Origin of the sequence: Kribbella aluminosa (genome assembly GCF_017876295.1) — a bacterium.
Taxonomy (GTDB): Bacteria; Actinomycetota; Actinomycetes; order Propionibacteriales; family Kribbellaceae; genus Kribbella; species Kribbella aluminosa.
This window is the reverse complement of sequence record NZ_JAGINT010000001.1, coordinates 306,930-323,594: the sequence shown is the minus strand read 5'-3', so window position 1 is coordinate 323,594 and position 16,665 is coordinate 306,930. Positions and strand designations below refer to the sequence as shown.

The 16,665-nt window shown below is 69.6% G+C and carries 17 protein-coding genes; 12 read left to right on the top strand and 5 right to left on the bottom strand.

The window, feature by feature from the left end; translation table 11 throughout:
* The 4 genes from JOF29_RS01645 to JOF29_RS01630 all read left to right on the top strand — a co-directional run bounded on the left by JOF29_RS01645 (position 1) and on the right by JOF29_RS01630 (position 5,426).
* Positions 1 to 138 (top strand): SapB/AmfS family lanthipeptide, encoded by a 138-nt coding sequence (locus JOF29_RS01645; RefSeq protein WP_184839847.1) that lies wholly within the window; start codon positions 1 to 3, stop codon positions 136 to 138.
* A 137-nt stretch (positions 139 to 275) separates the two neighbouring features.
* Positions 276 to 2,039 carry a prolyl oligopeptidase family serine peptidase gene (locus JOF29_RS01640; RefSeq protein ID WP_307863099.1) on the top strand — a complete coding sequence of 588 codons (1,764 nt, stop codon included), beginning with the start codon at positions 276 to 278 and terminating at the stop codon, positions 2,037 to 2,039.
* A 52-nt stretch (positions 2,040 to 2,091) separates the two neighbouring features.
* Positions 2,092 to 3,744 carry an ABC transporter ATP-binding protein gene (locus JOF29_RS01635; RefSeq protein WP_209692458.1) on the top strand — a complete coding sequence of 551 codons (1,653 nt, stop codon included), beginning with the start codon at positions 2,092 to 2,094 and terminating at the stop codon, positions 3,742 to 3,744.
* Positions 3,741 to 5,426, top strand: coding sequence for an ATP-binding cassette domain-containing protein (locus tag JOF29_RS01630; RefSeq protein WP_209692457.1), 1,686 nt, complete (start codon positions 3,741 to 3,743; stop codon positions 5,424 to 5,426). Before JOF29_RS01635 ends, JOF29_RS01630 begins: the two co-directional genes overlap by 4 nt.
* On the opposite strand, the gene JOF29_RS01625 is transcribed toward JOF29_RS01630, so the two are convergent.
* On the bottom strand, positions 5,405 to 5,968 hold the full coding sequence (locus JOF29_RS01625) for a response regulator transcription factor (protein ID WP_307863535.1): 564 nt from the start codon (positions 5,966 to 5,968) through the stop codon (positions 5,405 to 5,407). The genes JOF29_RS01630 and JOF29_RS01625 overlap by 22 nt on opposite strands.
* Positions 5,969 to 6,095: 127 nt before the next feature.
* Between JOF29_RS01625 and JOF29_RS01620 the strand changes: the two genes are divergently transcribed.
* Both JOF29_RS01620 and JOF29_RS01615 read left to right on the top strand, forming a co-directional pair.
* The gene (locus JOF29_RS01620; RefSeq protein ID WP_209692455.1) at positions 6,096 to 6,635 is read left to right on the top strand and encodes a DUF5946 family protein; all 540 of its coding nucleotides are present in this window, start codon (positions 6,096 to 6,098) and stop codon (positions 6,633 to 6,635) included.
* A gap of 331 nt (positions 6,636 to 6,966) precedes the next feature.
* Positions 6,967 to 7,590: a transglycosylase family protein gene (locus JOF29_RS01615; protein ID WP_307863098.1), complete on the top strand. Its 624-nt coding sequence runs from the start codon at positions 6,967 to 6,969 to the stop codon at positions 7,588 to 7,590.
* 61 nt (positions 7,591 to 7,651) lie between these two features.
* Here JOF29_RS01615 and JOF29_RS01610 read toward each other — a convergent pair whose 3' ends face one another.
* Genes JOF29_RS01610 through JOF29_RS01600 form a run of 3 tightly spaced genes read right to left on the bottom strand, consistent with a single transcriptional unit; the run spans position 7,652 to position 9,528 of the window.
* Positions 7,652 to 8,302, bottom strand: a complete 651-nt coding sequence (locus JOF29_RS01610) for a class I SAM-dependent methyltransferase (RefSeq protein ID WP_209692453.1) — start codon at positions 8,300 to 8,302, stop codon at positions 7,652 to 7,654.
* A 4-nt stretch (positions 8,303 to 8,306) separates the two neighbouring features.
* A complete protein-coding gene (locus JOF29_RS01605; RefSeq protein ID WP_209692452.1) occupies positions 8,307 to 8,951 on the bottom strand; it encodes a Pr6Pr family membrane protein in 645 nt (214 codons plus the stop codon).
* A 40-nt stretch (positions 8,952 to 8,991) separates the two neighbouring features.
* Positions 8,992 to 9,528, bottom strand: coding sequence for a 2TM domain-containing protein (locus JOF29_RS01600; RefSeq protein WP_209692451.1), 537 nt, complete (start codon positions 9,526 to 9,528; stop codon positions 8,992 to 8,994).
* 77 nt (positions 9,529 to 9,605) lie between these two features.
* Here JOF29_RS01600 and JOF29_RS01595 point away from each other — a divergent pair, with 77 nt between their 5' ends.
* The 3 genes from JOF29_RS01595 (at position 9,606) to JOF29_RS01585 (ending at position 12,937) form a co-directional block, all read left to right on the top strand.
* Positions 9,606 to 10,205, top strand: a complete 600-nt coding sequence (locus JOF29_RS01595; RefSeq protein ID WP_209692450.1) for a TetR/AcrR family transcriptional regulator — start codon at positions 9,606 to 9,608, stop codon at positions 10,203 to 10,205.
* Positions 10,206 to 10,283: 78 nt separating this feature from the next.
* Positions 10,284 to 10,799 (top strand): AAA family ATPase, encoded by a 516-nt coding sequence (locus JOF29_RS01590; protein ID WP_209692449.1) that lies wholly within the window; start codon positions 10,284 to 10,286, stop codon positions 10,797 to 10,799.
* A 32-nt stretch (positions 10,800 to 10,831) separates the two neighbouring features.
* The gene (locus JOF29_RS01585; RefSeq protein ID WP_209692448.1) at positions 10,832 to 12,937 is read left to right on the top strand and encodes a molybdopterin-dependent oxidoreductase; all 2,106 of its coding nucleotides are present in this window, start codon (positions 10,832 to 10,834) and stop codon (positions 12,935 to 12,937) included.
* Here the strand turns inward: JOF29_RS01585 and JOF29_RS01580 are convergent.
* On the bottom strand, positions 12,906 to 13,910 hold the full coding sequence (locus JOF29_RS01580) for a LacI family DNA-binding transcriptional regulator (RefSeq protein WP_209692447.1): 1,005 nt from the start codon (positions 13,908 to 13,910) through the stop codon (positions 12,906 to 12,908). The genes JOF29_RS01585 and JOF29_RS01580 overlap by 32 nt on opposite strands.
* A gap of 274 nt (positions 13,911 to 14,184) precedes the next feature.
* Between JOF29_RS01580 and JOF29_RS01575 the strand changes: the two genes are divergently transcribed.
* Genes JOF29_RS01575 through JOF29_RS01565 form a run of 3 tightly spaced genes read left to right on the top strand, consistent with a single transcriptional unit; the run spans position 14,185 to position 16,627 of the window.
* A complete protein-coding gene (locus tag JOF29_RS01575) occupies positions 14,185 to 14,934 on the top strand; it encodes a sugar phosphate isomerase/epimerase family protein (protein WP_209692446.1) in 750 nt (249 codons plus the stop codon).
* Entirely contained in the window at positions 14,931 to 16,028 is a 1,098-nt protein-coding gene (locus JOF29_RS01570) for a Gfo/Idh/MocA family protein (RefSeq protein WP_209692445.1), read from the top strand. The genes JOF29_RS01575 and JOF29_RS01570 overlap by 4 nt, the downstream gene beginning before the upstream one ends.
* Positions 16,025 to 16,627: an SGNH/GDSL hydrolase family protein gene (locus JOF29_RS01565; protein WP_209692444.1), complete on the top strand. Its 603-nt coding sequence runs from the start codon at positions 16,025 to 16,027 to the stop codon at positions 16,625 to 16,627. Before JOF29_RS01570 ends, JOF29_RS01565 begins: the two co-directional genes overlap by 4 nt.
* Positions 16,628 to 16,665 lie beyond the last annotated feature (38 nt).

Sequence of the window (16,665 nt, the reverse complement as noted above, 5' to 3'; positions counted from 1 at the left end):
ATGGCACTTCTCGACCTTCAGGGCCTCGAGACCCCGGGTTACGGCCACCACGGCCACCACCACGGCGGCTCCACGCTGACCGTGCTGGGCTGCGCTTCGCAGACCCCGAGCAACCTGAGCCTTCTGCTCTGCCACTGATACACGGCACCTGTTATGCCAGGTTAGTGAGGCCCTGGGTGGGGATTCCCGCTCAGGGCCGACCTGTCTCCGGGTAGCTCCGGGCCGGTGGGCTCGTTGTGTTGGTGGGAGAGGGGAGAAGTGAGGTGATCGATTCCGTGCAGACTTATCCATGCGCCGAGCGTCTGACGCTCGAGGAGCAGGTGCACGGCACTACCGTTGCGGATCCGTACCGCCGGCTCGAGGACCCGTCGGCTGCCGAGGCGTGGCTGCGGGACCAGGACGAGTTGTGGCTGACGTACGCCGCTTCGCTGAGCACCAGGTTCCGCTGGAAGAACTGTGTCCGGGCGCTGTCCGCCGTCAGCAGCATGTCCACGCCGGTCCGGCGCGGCGGCCGCTGCTTCACCCTGCGCCGCGAGGCCGGGCGGCACGCCGTACTGTTCGCCGACGAGACGCCGCTGATCGACGTACGGCAGCTGGACCCGAGCGGTCTGACCACGCTCGACGCGTGGCAGCCGTCACCGGACGGCAGCAAGGTCGCGTTCCAGCTGTCCCGCGGCGGCACCGAGCAGTCGACGCTGTCCGTGCTCGACGTCGGCAGCGGCCAGCTGATCGACGGCCCGATCGACGGCTGCCGGTACTCCCCCGTGGCCTGGCTCCCGGACAACCGCACGTTCTACTACGTCCGTTTCCGTCAGGTACGACGGCACTCGCTGGGCAACCTCGACGACACCACGGTCCTCGCGGACGAGGCGACGTACGGGCTGGAGCTCAGCGCGGACGGACGCTGGCTGACGATCTGTACGGCGAGTGACCTGTGGTTCCAGGACCTCACCGCCGACCCGGCGCCGAAGCACATCCCGACCACGGGCACAACGATCATGTCCGTAGGCCCGGACGGCCGGTTGTACGTCGTGACGGCCGGGCGGATCTGCGTCGGCGACCCGGCCGCGCCGACGGTCTGGCACGACTACCTCGAGCCGGAGCAGCCGCTGACCGGCCTGGCGATCCTGGACGACGTCGTGCTGGTGAGCACGGCCACCGAGATCACCGTGCACGACCGGCTGACCGGCGAAGGTCGAGGCACTGTCGGCCTCCCGGGGTACGGATCGGTCGGATCGCTCAGCGCCGACGGCAACCGGGCCTGGTACACCTACACGGACAGCGTGACACCGCCGATCGTCCGCTGCTACGACCCGACTGAGCACCCGGTGTCCGCGCCTGTCGAAAGACACAATGTCGAGCTGAACGTGATCGGCAAGCCGGGACCCACCATCCTCTACGGGTACGGCGGTTTCGGGCAGGAGCTGACGCCGACGTACTCCGCGTTCGCGCTGGCGTGGGTGGAGGCGGGCGGGTGTTTCGTGACCGCGAACATCCCCGCCGGCACCCGCCATGACAAGCAGCGCGTCTTCGACGACTTCATCGCCGCAGCGGAGCAGTTGATCGCCGACGGTTGGACCACCGCGGACCAGCTCGCGATCTGCGGCGAGTCGAACGGCGGCCTGCTCACCGCCGCCGCGCTCACCCAGCGGCCGGAGCTGTTCGCGGCCGCGGTCTGCTCGGCGCCGTTGACAGACATGATCCGCTACGAGCTCTCCGGGCTCGGCGACCGCTGGACGTCGGAGTACGGCTCGGTGCAGGACGCCGGCGACTTCCGGAACCTGCTCGCCTATTCGCCGTACCACCGCGTCGTCGACGGCGTGAAGTACCCGGCGGTGCTGCTGACCGCATTCGGTAACGACACCCGCGTGGATCCCTTGCACGCAAGGAAGATGACGGCGGCGCTGCAGCACGCGACCGCCGGCCCGCGTCCGATCCTGCTGCGTTTCGAGCAGAATGCCGGCCACACCACCGGCGGCATCAGCCTCGCCGCCGACATCCTCGCCTTTCTCGCCGACCAGACGGGACTCGACGCATGACTGTGCACATGCCGCGACTCCGTCGCGGCGGGTCATCGGGCTGGTGCTCCCGATGACCAGCTTTGGCGAGGTGACCAAGCACGGGCGCGGCTGGCTTCCGTTGATCGGGCTGAACGCGCTGATCGGCAGTGGTGTGACGTTGGCGCTGCCGACGATTCTCGGACGTTCGGTCGACTCGATCGTGGCCGGTGACGGGTACGCCCGCTGGCTGATCGTCGCGGCCTCGCTGATCGGGCTCGGGATCGCGGCCAGCATCGTCGACGCGTTCGCGGGCGCCGCCTGTGTCGCGGAGACGACCGCCTGGCTGCGGAACCGCCTGGTCCGGCACGTCGTCCGCGGCGGCCCGGACGGCTCCCGTGACTTCGAGACCGGCGACCTGGTCACGCGCGTCTCGGCGAACGCCACCGACGCCGCACAAGCCGGACCGGCCGCGGTGACGGCGATCGCCGCGATCGCTCCCCCGCTCGGCAGTCTGGTCCTGCTGGCCGTCATCGACCCGTGGCTCGCGGCCGCGTTCTTCGGCGGCGTACTGCTGGTGATCCTGGTGCTCTGGACCTTCGCGAAGCGCACCGCCGACGTCAGCCTCGCCTACCAGGAGACCCAAGGCCGGATCGCGGCGCTGCTGTCCGAGTCGCTGACCGGCATCCGCACCATCCAGTCCGCCGGTACGACGGAACGCGAGGAGCGCCGCGTCCTCGGCCTGCTTCCCGAGTTGCACCGGCACGGTGTCGTCACCTGGCGGATCCTGGCCCGCTCCGGAGCCCAGGCCGCGGTCGTCGGCCCACTCGTCCTGGTCGCCGTACTGGCCGTCGGCGGTCTGCAACTGGTAGCCGGCAACGTCACCGCGGGCGAGCTGTTCGCCGCTTCGCAGTACGCCGTCCTCGGCGCCGGCCTCGGTAACCTGACCGGCGTCCTCGGCGAGCTCGCCCGCGCGAAGGCAGGCGTCCGGCGGTCCGCCGAGGTGATCGCGATCGAGCCGGTCGCGCACGGCACGCTGTCGCTGCCGCGCGGGTCCGGGCAGCTGACGTTCGACGGAGTCAGCGTCGTCGCGAACGGGAATGTCCTGCTGGACAACGTGAATCTCGACCTGCCCGGCGGCGTCACGATCGCGGTCGTCGGCCCGAGCGGCGCCGGCAAGTCCGTCCTGGCGGCGGTCGCTGCCCGGCTGCGGGACCCGTCGACCGGACAGGTGTCGCTGGACGGCGTACCGCTGCAGGCCGTCAGCCGACGGGTTCTGCGGCACGCGGTCGGCTGTGCGTTCGAGCGTCCGCAGCTGATCGGCCGGACCGTCGGCGAGGCGATCGACCCGCACGCGGTCAGCCCGGTCCGCACCCTGGCCGCGGCCCGCGCCACCCACGCCCACGACTTCGTCAGCCGGCTGCCCAACGGCTACTTCACCTCGTTGCGCAAGGCACCGATGTCCGGCGGCGAACGCCAGCGCCTGGGCCTCGCCCGCGCCTGGCCGGCCCGCCGGCTGCTCGTCCTCGACGACGCGACGTCCAGCCTCGACACCGCGACCGAACGCCAGATCACCCGCACCCTCACCGAGGACCGCCGGTACCGTACGCGCCTGATCGTCACCCACCGTCCCGCCACCGCCGCCCGCGCCGACCTCGTCCTCTGGCTGGACCACGGCCGCGTCCTCGCCCTGGCCCCGCACGCCGACCTCTGGCACAACACGTCGTACCGAGCTGTGTTCGGATGAAGCGGGAGCTGTCGTACGGCGCAGGTGCCCTGCGGAAGAAGGCCACGCTCGGGTTGATCGGGTGGTCGGTTCCGGAGATTCTGCCGACGGCGGTGTACGGGATCGCGGTTGCGCGGGCGACGGACAGCTTTCTCGGCGGGCATGCCTGGCAGGGGATCGCGTGGCTGGGCGGCCTGGTGGTGACGGCCGGGCTCGGTGCGGCCGGCGCGCGGCAGGTGTACGGGCGGCTCGGGGATCTGGTCGAGCCGTTGCGCGACGATCTGGTACGGCGAGTTGTCGGCGGCGCGCTGCGGACCGGTGACGACGGGGCCGTGGTGCGGCTGAACCGACAGGTCGAGATCGTCCGTGACACCTTCGCGGGACTGGTCCTTGTACTGCGGAGCTTCGCGGTGACGTTGTTCGGCGTACTCACGGGGTTGTTGTCGCTGGCGCCGGTCGTCGCGGCGTTCGTCGTACCGCCGTTCCTGCTCGGGTTCGCGTTGTCGTTGGCGGTGCTCGGGATGGCGGCGGATCGGGTGCGGGCGTCGCTGGCCGCGGACGAGGCGCTGGCGGCGTCGGCGGGGATGGTGTTCGCCGGGGTGCGGGACATCACCGCGACCGGGACCGAGGAGTACGCCGAATGGCTTGCAGAGCAGCCGATCCAGGCACACGCGGCGGCCGAGCGGGCGCTGGCGAAGGTGTCGGCGTTGCGTACTTTGTGCTTCGCGGTCGGAGGCTGGCTGCCGTTGCTGATCCTGCTCGCGACCGGGCCGTGGCTGGTCGGGCATGGTGTGAGTACGGGCACGCTGCTCGGCGGGCTGACCTACGTACTGATCGGACTGCAGCCGGCGTTGAACACGGTGCTGAACGCGCTAGGCGACAGCGGTCTGCGGTACGTGATCACGCTCGGCCGGATCCTCGACACCTCGACCCCGACGGAACGCGCGCGGCCGGTCGACGGCCTCACCGGATACCAGGTTCGGCTGCGCGGGCTGACGTTCGCGTACGGGCCGAAGGCGGAGCCGGTGCTCGACAAGCTCGAGCTGACGATCGCCGAGGGCGAGCACCTGGCCGTCGTCGGGCCGAGCGGTATCGGGAAGTCGACGCTCGCCGGGCTGGTCTGCGGGATGCTCGCGCCGACCGGCGGCCAGGTGCTGCTCGGCGGCGCGGTGCCGACCGAGGTGACCACCGACCGGCTCGCGCAGGCCCGGGTGCTGATTCCGCAGGAGGCGTACGTGTTCAGCGGCACAGTGCACGACAACCTCGCCTATTTGTTGCCAGACGCAACAGAGCATCAGCTGGAGCTGGCCGCGAAGACCGTCGGCGCCGACCAGCTCGTCGAGCGGATCGGCGGGCTGCGGGGCGAGGTGAAGCCGGGCGAGCTGTCCGCCGGCGAGAAGCAGCTGCTCGCGCTGGTCCGCGCGTACCTCTCACCGGCGCCGCTCGTCGTACTCGACGAGGCGACCTGCTTCCTGGACCCCGAGGCGGAACGGCGGGCCGAGGAGGCGTTCGCGAAGCGCCCCGGCACGCTGATCGTGATCGCGCACCGGATCAGCTCCGCGCTGCGCGCCCGCCGCATCCTGGTCCTGGACGGCAACCAGGCCGCGCTCGGTACCCACGCGACGCTGATGCGCACGTCCCGGATGTACCGCGACCTGCACGGCAACTGGAGTCCGAGCACTCAGATCCAGCCGGCCTCGTAAGCCTTCCGGATCGCCTCGATGCGGCTTCGCGAACCTGTCTTCGTGAGGATCCGGGACAGGTAGTTGCGGACCGTGCCGGCGCTGAGGCTGAGTGTGCGGGCCACCTCCTGGGCGGTCGCTCCGGTGGTGACCTGACGCAGCACCTCGCACTCACGGTCCGTCAGCGGGTTGTCCCCGGCCTTCAGAGCGGCCACAGCCAGCCGTACGTCGACCACCGGCAGCCCCTTCGCCACGTCGCGGACCGCCTGGACCAGCTGGTCGGTGGTGGCATCCGTCGCGATCAGCCCGATCCGCGGCGCCTGCTTGACCAGCGCGAGGCTTGTCGCGGGGATCGCCTCGTGGTCGATCAGCACCAGCACGCCACGGCCGGCGAGTTTGCGGCAGAGCTCCTCGATCCGGATCCGGCCGGGCAGTTGCGGGTCGAGCAGGAACACGTCCGGACGCCGGCCCGCCACCTGGAGCACGTCCTCGGAGCGGTCCACGTCAGCCACCACGTCCAGGTCGTTCTCCCTTGCCAGCACCGCGGCCAGTGCACCTCGCACCAACGTGCCACGATGGCCGAGAGCCACTCGGATCACCGCTCATGCCCCCATTACATCCGTCGCCTCAGCCGCCCCCAGCGCCGAAAACCCGCGTGCCGGGCGGCGGTACCCGTGCTTCGATCAACGAGTGAACTCCCCGGATGACACGCAGTCGTCAACAGTTTGTCCAGGCTGCCGCGCCGTACTGCCCCGAACCGAGTGGCCCGGTACGACGAAGTACAACGCGACCACGGAGTGCGCGGAGGTGTCCGGCGAGCTGCTCGGCTTCGAGGTCGGGAACGCCGCCCGGCTCGGCTACCTGCACCAACTCCGGATCGACGCGTACGGCGCTCAGCACGTACACCCGGACGCCCCGCGGATCGGCCCGCTGTTCGCACTGAACGGCCTCTACATGTTCCTCGAACGCGGCTCCGGGAACCTCGCCGTCCGGACCGCGCACGGCATCATGGCGAACTCGTACGACGACTGGCCGCGGCTCGTTCCGCCGCCACAGGTCGGCGACCTGACGGCGTCCGACGTACTCACCGCCGGGGGCGTCGACGAGGTTGAGTCGACCCTGCTCAGGTGGGCCCGTGAGGTGTGGGAGTCCTGGCCGGATGCTGAGCGTGAAACGGTCCGGAATCTGACCGTGGAACTGGTCCCGGAACGCTATTTCGAACACGGATAAACCGGTCGGTCTCAGGGCCTCGGAAATCGCTCTGCCAGAGCCGGAAACCGTTCTGTTGTTGGGGTTTCCGAACCTCAGGACGAGGAAAAAATTCGGGGCAGATTCCGATCTGGACTTGCGTTTCCGGAGAACCTCACCGAGGATGGCTCAGGTCGCGCCGTTACCGGGGCGTGACCATTCGGACGCTGTCCTGTTACCTGCAGTGAAACGGGTCCGAGTGCCCCCACCCCTGTACGGGGGGCCTGGTGTGCTCCACCATGCCCAAGCTCACAAGGAGCAATTTCAGATGTCCAAGGCTCGACATGCGCGCGCCCGGCGAAGCAGTCGCCGGGTGGCCCGAACCATCTCCATCGCCGGTCTGGGAGCCGGCATCACCGCCGTCGGAACGGCCTCGGCCTTCGCGGCCGACTACACGGTCAAGTCCGGTGACACCCTGTCGCAGATCGCGCAGGCGAACGGTGCCGACTGGCACCAGCTGGCCCAGCTCAACCACCTGAAGGACCCGAACCTGATCCTGATCGGGCAGACGCTGACCCTCGACGGCGTCAAGAGCTCGGCCAGCAAGGACCAGGCCCCGCAGGTCAGCCCGAAGTCCGAGAGCTACAAGTCGGACAACGGCGCAACGAAGTCCCAGACGCGGAAGTCCGACAGCAACCGGACCAGCCGCTCCGCGGACCGCCCGCAGGCGAGCAACGGCGGCGGCGGCGGCGGCAAGGCGAACCTCAGCGGCGCCTGGGCCCAGGTCGCGAACTGTGAGTCCAGCGGCAACCCGCGCGCTGTGAACGGTGGTGGCTACTACGGTCTGTTCCAGTTCGACCTGCAGACCTGGCGCAGCGTCGGCGGCTCCGGCAACCCGACGAACGCGTCGGCCGGCGAGCAGCTGATGCGGGCGAAGAAGCTGTACTCGCAGCGCGGCGCCTCCCCGTGGCCGGTCTGCGGCAGGTTCCTCCGCTGACACCAGGCCGGATGGACAGCGGTAGACCGTCCTCCCCTGTCCATCCGGCCCTCCGCACACTTCAGTTGCGGGCGATGACCAGCATCTCGTTCGCGCCGGCCTGGAACTCGTAGGGGACCTTGCGGATCTCGCAGGTCACACCCTCGAGCGACGCCAGCAGCTCCGGCAACCAGGCGATCGGCTCGCCGTCACCCTGCCGCACCAGCGGGAAGATCCGCACCTCGGCGTTGCTGACCCGGATCAGCTCCCGCAACGCGTCCGTGTGCCAGTCCCGGTCGTACTTGTCGGCCCAGGTGAACAGCAGGTGCGAGCACAGCACCAGCTCGAACCGGCGGTCGCCGAACGGCAGCTCGGGCAGCCCCGCGGCGACGTACCGCTCCGGTGCCGCCGCGACGTCCTGCAGGAACCGGTCGGCGGCCTCGATCCGGTACTGATCCTTCCGCTCCGGTGATCCGTACCAGTGCCAGACGAAACTCCCGTGGTGCTCGTCCACGATCCCCGAGGTGGCCGGCAGGCTCTTCCGGACGCTGTCGACGAGCTCGGGATGCTCCAGCTCGTACGCCGGATCGGCCGCGATCGCGTCCACCCCGCGGGCCGCGGCCTCGGCGGTGAAGCCGGCGCCGCCCGCGCAGCAGTCGAGCACGGATTCGGGGAGTTCCTTCAGGTCGAACATCGCTTCGTACTCGGCGTACGAGCGCGAGGTCACCAGCACGGGTCTACCTTTCGACGGTTCTCTTCCGGCGCAAGCGGCGGTCGAGCGTGTTCGCCCCGGCCGCCAGAGCCAGGAACAGTACCGCCACCAGCAGACAGTTCAGCAGCACCCGTCCGTACCCGTGCTCGTCGACGTTCACGAACGGGTACGGGTAGAACCCGACGAACGCACCGCGGATCAGCGTGAACACCAGCCAGAGCAGCGGGTACACGACCGACCACCCGACGATCCGCCAGTCGATCGTGCCGCGCGGGCCGAACAGCAGCCAGCCCAGTACGCCGACCACCGGGGCCGTCGTGTGCAGCAGGAAGTTCGCCACCTCCGCCCACCCGTGCAGGTGGCCCAGACCGGCCAGCACCGTGTGGTAGACGATCCCGGTCACCGCGATGCACAGCACGCCGTTCAGCCGCAGCGTCTTGAGGAGAGTCGACTCCGGGCGATCCGGCTGCATCACCAGCATCAGCGCCGTACCGCCGAGCAGCAGGTTCGACTGGATGGTGAAGTACGCGAACACGTTGAAGACCCGCTCCGGGTTGTCCGTGAAGAAGCCGTCACCGGGGCCGTTCGCCGTCACGAACAACTGGATGACGATCCCGCACGCCACTACCGCCACGGTCACCGCAGCCCAGACCCGCCCACCCGTTGTCATGCTGGAAATGTACGACGAGTAACCGCACGGACCTTGGAGGTCACACCGACTGTTTCTCCTCGGACCGGGAGAACGAGTAGCTGAACGAGACGATCGCGTCGATCACCAGCACCAGCGTCCACGGTCCCGCGGGCGCGAGCAGCGCGTCGTACCCGCGTCCGGAGAGCAGGCCGAGGACGAGCATGAGGCCGACGCCGACGCCGTACGAGATCAGGTGCCGGAGCCAGCCGGCGCGTTCGTGCCGGGCGCGCTCCGGTCCCTTCTTCGGCAGCTTCGCCGGGCGTGGCGCACCGGCCATGAAGTGCGCGGCCCACTTGTCCGCCCACTTCAGCGTCTGATGGCCGAAGCCGACGCTGACGCCGACGAAGATCGCGGCCAGCGAGTGCTTGAACGACGGCGCCGCGCCGCGCTGGATATCCACGACGCTCGCCACCAGCAGCACGACGTCGACCAGCGGTACGGCGGCGAGCAGCACCATCCCGGTCCTGCGCAGCCGCAGCAGGTACCGCGTCACCAGGCCCGCGGCCAGCAACACCCAGAAGCCGATCTCACACGCCGCGATCACAGCGAGCAGCACGGTCTCCCCCTCCGGAGATTGTTTCAGTACGACTGTGTTGTAAACGAGACTAACACAACTGTGCTAAAAAGGATTCCATGCCGAAGATCGTCGACCACGCCACCCGCCGCGAGGAGATCGCCGAGGCGCTCTGGCGGGTGGTCCGCCGGGACGGGATCCGGGCCGCGTCGGTGCGCACGATCGCCGCCGAGGCCGGCTGGTCCGCGGGCGCGGTGCGCTACTACTTCCCCGATCAGGACGGCCTGCTCAGCTTCGCGATGGACCTGGTGTCGCGACGGGTCACCGAGCGGATCAGCGCGATCGCGCCCAAGGGCAGCGTGCCGGCCATCGTGCTGCGCTACCTCGACGAGGTGCTGCCGCTGGACGAGGAGCGCCGCGCGGAGTTCGACATCTGGCTGGCGTTCATGGCACAGGCCCAGGCCGAGACCGGCGCCGGCACGCTGCATGCCCACATCGACACCGTGCACAACGAGCTCCGCGAACTGTGCGCGTCGCTGATCCGCGCACTGGCCGACGCCGGCCTGCTCAAGGACGGCCTCGACGTGCGCCGTGAGGCCGAACGGTTGCACGCCCTGCTCGACGGACTCGCCCTGCACGCGGCGATCCAGCCGGACCGCACCACCCCGGCCCGTGTCCGACAGTTGACGAGACACCACGTCGAGTCACTGCTGGCCTAAGCCCTTACAAACCTGGGTTTTCGACAAGAATCGCCGACGCCGGACCAAAACCACAGCGGCACGTGGCACGATCGCCGCATGGAGTCCGAGGGGGTGATCGTCGTCAGCGGAATCATGGCGGCGGGGAAGTCGTCGGTGTCCCAGATGCTCGCCGAGAGGTTCCAGTACGGCGTGCATCTTCGGGGGGACGTTTTCCGGCGGATGATCGTGAGTGGGCAGGCCTCGATGGCCGACGACGTGATCGCGGCCCAGCGGCAGTTGCAGCTGCGCTACCGGCTCGCCTGCCTTTCCGCCGACGAGTACGCGCGCGCCGGGTTCACCGTGGTCCTGCAGGACGTGGTGATCGGTGAGTTGCTGCGCGAGTTCCTGGACGGGATCCGGACCAGGCCGCGCTATCTCGTCGTACTGACGCCGCGGCCGGAGGTGATCTCCGGCCGGATCGGCGGTGCGCGTCATCTGGTCGACGAGCTCGACTACGAGCTGCATGCCTTCAGTCCGCGGCGCGGGTTGTGGCTGGACAACTCGGACCTGTCGGTCGGCGAGACCGTGGACGCGATCCTCGGCCGGCTCGACGAGGCACGCTTCGACTCGTAGCGGCTCCGGCTACCCGGGGGTAGTTTGAGTGGATGACCGTACGGCGGACGTCCTGCAACCTGTGTGAAGCGATCTGCGGTGTGCTGGTGACGGTCGAGGACGGCCGGGTGACCGACATCCGCGGCGACGAGTCGGATCCGCTGTCCCGCGGTCACATCTGTCCGAAGGCGGTCGCGCTCCGCGATCTCCAGGACGACCCGGACCGGTTGACGACGCCGGTACGCCGGACGTCCGACGGCTGGCAGCCGATCGGGTGGGACGCGGCGTACGAGCTGATCGCCGACCGGCTGACCGGGATCCAGCGGGAGCACGGGCGGAACTCCGTCGGCGTCTACCTGGGTAACCCGAACGTGCACAGCCTCGGCGCGCTCACGCACATGCCGACGATGGTCCGGCAGCTGCGGACCCGGAACCGGTTCAGCGCGACGTCGATCGACCAGCTGCCGCAGATGCTGTCGTCGTACCTGCTGTACGGGCACCAGCTGATGGTTCCGGTACCGGACATCGACCGTACGTCGTACCTGCTGATGCTCGGCGCGAATCCGCTCGCGTCGAACGGCAGCATGATGACCGCGCCGGGTTTCGGAAAACGTTTGAAGGAGTTGCGGAAACGCGGCGGAAAGGTGCTGGTCGTCGATCCACGCCGGACCGAGACCGCGGCGGTTTCCGACGAGCATCATTTCGTCCGTCCGGGGACGGATGCGGCATTCCTGCTGGCATTGATCCACGAGGTGATCTCGCAGGGTTTCGCGCATCCCGCGGAGTACGTCGACGGTCTGGCGACGGTCGAGGCCGAGGTGGAGAAGTGGACGCCGGAACGCGCGGCCGCGATCACCGGGATCCCGGCCGCGGTGATCCAGCGGGTGGCGACCGAGTTCGCGACGGCCGAGCGGGCGGCCTGTTACGGGCGGGTAGGGGTGTCGACACAGCAGTTCGGGGCGATCTGCCAGTGGGCGATCCAGGTGCTCAACATCATCACCGGGAACCTCGACCGGCCCGGCGGCACGATGTTCCCGCGACCGGCGGTGAACACGCTGCTCGGCCTGGGCCGCGGACATGTCGGGGTGTGGAAGAGCCGGGTGCGCGGGCTTCCCGAGTTCGGCGGCGAGTTGCCGGTGTCGACGATGGCCGAGGAGATCCTGACTCCCGGCGACGGGCAGATCCGGGCGCTGGTGACGGTCGCCGGCAACCCGGTGCTGTCGACGCCGGACGGGCGCCGGCTGGACGAGGCGCTCGGGTCGCTGGACTTCATGGTCGCGGTGGATCCGTACATCAACGAGACGACCCGGCACGCCGACGTGATCCTGCCGCCGGCGCCACCGCTGGAACGCGACCACTACGACATCGTTTTCCACCAGTTGGCGGTCCGGAACACGGCCCGGTGGAACGACGCCGTCCTCCCGAAGCCCGCGACGGCGCGGCACGACTGGGAGATCTTCCGCGACCTCGGCCTGGCGCTGGTACGGCGTACTCCCTGGAGCCGGCGTCGCGCCGAGGCGACGGCACGGCTGCGGGTGCCGCCGCGCTGGATCGTCGACGCCGGGCTGCGGATCGGGCCGTACCGGTTGTCGGTCGGGAAACTGCGACGCTCGCCGGGCGGGATCGACCTCGGGCCGCTGCAGCCCGCACTGCCCGGGGCGTTGCACAAGACGTCGAAGCGGATCGACCTGGCACAGCGGATGATCCTCGACGACCTGCCCCGGCTGGACGCCCTGCAACCGCTGTCCGCCGACGAGCTGTTGCTGATCGGGCGCCGGCACCTGCGGAACAACAACTCCTGGATGCACAACTCCGCGCGGCTGGTGAAGGGCCGGCCGCGGCACCAGCTGCTGATGCACCCGCACGACCTGGCCGACCGCGACCTCGCCGACGGCCAGCTCGTCACGATCACCTCCGCGGCCGGCTCGATCTCCGTGGAAGTTGCCGCCAGCAACGACATCATGCGCGGCGTGGTCAGCCTGCCGCACGGCTTCGGCCACAACCGGGACGGCTCCCGGCTGACCGTCGCGAACCAGGTCGCCGGCCAGAGCATCAACGACATCACCGACAGCGCCCTGATCGATCCGACGTCCGGCACGGCCGCGGTCAACGGCGTACCGGTCACCGTCACGGCCTGCGTGCCGAGCTCTCCCGGATGATGAGCAGCGGCGTCGAGTACAGGTGCGCCTGCGGCTGAGCCCCGGCCAGTACGTCGAACAGGCGGCGGGTGACCTCGGCGCCGTACCCGACGACGTTGTGGCTGAGCGCGGTCAGCGTCGGGTGGGTGATCCGGCAGAGCGTCGAGTCGTCCCAGGCGACCAGCGTGAGGTCGTCCGGGATGCGTAGCTCGAGCGCCTGGACGACGGCCAGTCCGGCGACCGCCATCAGGTCGTTGTCGTAGACGATCGCGGTCGGATGCCCGGCCAAGACCTCACGGGTGGCGGCGGCGCCGGCGGCCGCGGAGTAGTCGGTGTGCCGGGTGACCGCGGTCAGCCCGAGCCGGCGTACGGCGGCGTCGAAGGCCTGGTCGCGGATCCAGACGTCACCGAACTCGGGCGGTCCGGCGATCCGCGCGATCACCTTGTGGCCGAGGGACGCGACGTGATCGAGCGCCGCGGTCATCGCCGCCGTACTGTCCGTCCACACGCACGGCATGCCGTCCGCCAGCGCCGGGTCGCCGACCAGGACGGCCGGCAGACCGAGCTTCCGCAGTACCGGGATCCGCGGGTCGCCGACGCGGAGGTCGACCACGATCACGCCGTCGACACGCCGTTCGGCGACCCATTTCCGGTACGTCGCGAGCTCCGCGCCGAGATCGGCCACCACCTGCAGGGCCAGCGCGTACGAGTGCTCCGCGAGGACCGACTCGACGCCGCCGACGAAGCCCATGAAGTACGGCTCCTCGGCCAGCGTCTGCGGGGTCCGCGCGAGCACCAGCCCGAACGTCTCGCTGCGCGCCGCGGACAGTTGCCGGGCGGCCGTGTTCGGTACCCACTCGAGTTCGGCGGCGACCCGCAGTACCCGGGCCCGGGTGGCCGCGGAGACGCCGGGCCGGTTGTTGAGGGCGTACGACACCGCCCCTTGCGAGACCCCGCACCGCCGGGCGATCTCCTTGATGGTCACACGAGACACGACACCCTCCTCACCGGGCGCCCGGACACACCGGTCCGGATCTCCAGTGTCGCGCCGATCGAACCCTCTGTCATCAAGCGACCACAGAAGGTGATTCTTTGATCAAACCCCTGGTTCTGGGGGAACTCTCAGGTGACCGCCCAGTCGTTGGGCGGAGGGTGGTGTGGAACGGGCGCGGTGGGATACGGTTTCCTTCGTTACTTAACCGGTTCGGCTTATCAGACGGCGCAAACCCCCAGGGCAGCGGGCAGCGCGCCGCCGACAAGGAGAAACCATGGTCGCAAAGGACCACCTGTCCCTCCAGCTCTACACGGTGCGGGGCAAGCTCGAGGAAGACTTCGACGGCACCCTGGCCCGGATCGCGGAGATCGGCTACACGAAGGTCGAGCCCTTCGGCGTGACGGCCTTCGCCGATCGTCTCGCCGAGGCGCTGCCCAAGCACGGTCTCTCGGCCCCGACCACCCACGCCGGCCTGCTCCGCGAGGACAGCGCCCCGATCTACGCCGCGGCCGAGCGGCTCGGCATCACCACGGTGATCGACCCGCACACCGACCCGGCCCGCTGGCAGTCGGCGGACGGCATCAAGGAGATCGCCGACGGGCTGAACAAGGCCGCCGCCGAGGCCGCCGACCACGGCATCACGGTCGGCTACCACAACCACCAGTTCGAGCTCGAGTCGAAGATCGGCGGCGCGCACGGCCTGGAGATCCTGGCCGACAACCTGGCCGACAACGTGATCCTCGAGGTCGACACGTACTGGGCCGCGGTCGGCGGTGCCGACGTACCGGCGCTGCTGAAGAAGTTCGGCGAGCGGGTCACCGCGATCCACGTCAAGGACGGCGACGGGACGCTGAACAACAAGGCGCAGGTGGCGGTCGGCGACGGCACCATCGCGGTCCGGGACATCCTGGCCGCCGCGCCGCAGGCCCTGCGGGTCGTCGAGCTCGACGACTTCACCGGCGAGATCCTCGACGCGGTCGAGGGCTCCTACGCCTTCCTCACCGGAGAGGGTGCGCCTGAATGAGTTCGGTTGGCGTAGGTGTGATCGGCGCCGGAGTGATCTCCGACGCCTACATCAAGAGCATGCAGAGCTTCCCGGACCTGAAGGTGGTCGCGATCGGCGACCTCCGGCCGGATGCGGCCGAGGCGAAGGCCAAGGAGTACGGCATCGAGGCCCACGGGGGCCCCGAGGTGGTGCTGAACAACCCGGACGTCGAGATCGTGGTCAACCTGACCATCCCGGTCGCGCACGTCGAGGTGGCGCTCGCAGCCGTTGCCTCGGGCAAGCATGTCTGGAGCGAGAAGCCGTTTTCCCTCGACCAGGACAGCGGCCTCAAGCTGCTGGCCACGGCGAAGGACGCGGGTGTCCGGCTCGGTTGCGCGCCGGACACCATCCTCGGCCCGGGGCTGCAGGAGTCCCGGCGGATCATCGAGCGCGGTGAGATCGGTACGCCGCTGACCGCGCTCACGCTGATGCAGTCCCCCGGCCCGGAGTCCTGGCACCCGAACCCGGCGTTCCTGTTCCAGGAGGGTGCTGGCCCGCTCTGGGACATCGGCCCGTACTACCTGACCACGCTGGTGCAGCTGTTCGGTCCGGTCGCCGCGGTCGCGGGGATCGGGTCGAAGTCGAAGGAGAAGCGCACGATCGGCTCCGGTCCGCTGGCAGGGACCGACTTCGACGTGACCGTGCCGACGCATGTCAGCGCGATCGCGAAGTTCGAGTCGGGGCAGTCGTCGCAGAGCATCTTCAGCTTCGACTCGCCGCTGTCGCGGGGTGGGTTCGTCGAGATCACCGGCTCCGACGCGACGCTCGCCGTACCGGACCCGAACGGGTTCGACGGTGCGATCAAGATCCGTCGTCGCGGCGCCGAGGACTGGGAGACGATCGCGGAGACGAAGGCCGTCGCGCAACGCGGTACCGGCGTACTCGAGATGGCGCGCGCCATCCGGGCCGACCGGCCGCACCGGGCGACCGGGGCGCTGGCGTTCCACATCGTCGACGTGATGGCCTCGGTCACCGACTCGATCGACACCGGCGCGTTCGTCGACGTCCAGAGCACCGTCGAGGTCGCGCCGATCCTGCCGGACGACTGGGATGTGACGGCGGCCACTCTGTGAGCATCGTTCTGGACCCCCGGCGGACCGTCGTGTTCGCCGGGGACTCGGTGACCGACTGCGGCCGCCGCACCGACCCGGACGGGCTCGGCGACGGCTATGTGCGCAGGCTGTACGACGATCTCGGCGACAACCGGCCGCCGATCGTCAACGCCGGCATCAGTGGCAACCGGGCGGTCGAGCTGGCCGCCCGGTGGGCCACCGATGTGCTGGCCCACGACCCGGCGCTGGTGTCGATCCTGATCGGGATCAACGACACCTGGCGGCGGTACGACAAGAACGACCCGACGACGCCCGAGTCCTTCGAGGCGTCGTACCGCGCACTGCTCGACCCACTGTCCTGTCCGGTGGTGCTGATGGAGCCGTTCCTGCTGCCGGTGAAGGACGGGCAGGACGCGTGGCGCGAGGACCTGGACCCGAAGCTCGAGGCGGTCCGGAAGCTGGCCGTCGAGTACGGCGCGATCCTGGTGCCGACCGACGTCGAGCTGACCAAGCAGGCGGTCTCGGTCGGACCCGCTGCACTCGCGGGCGACGGCGTACACCCGTCGCCGGCCGGACATCAGGCGCTCGCCGATCTGTGGCGCCACTACGTCCTCGACTGACGTTCACCGCTCCCCCTTCTTGGCGGGAGCGGTGCAGT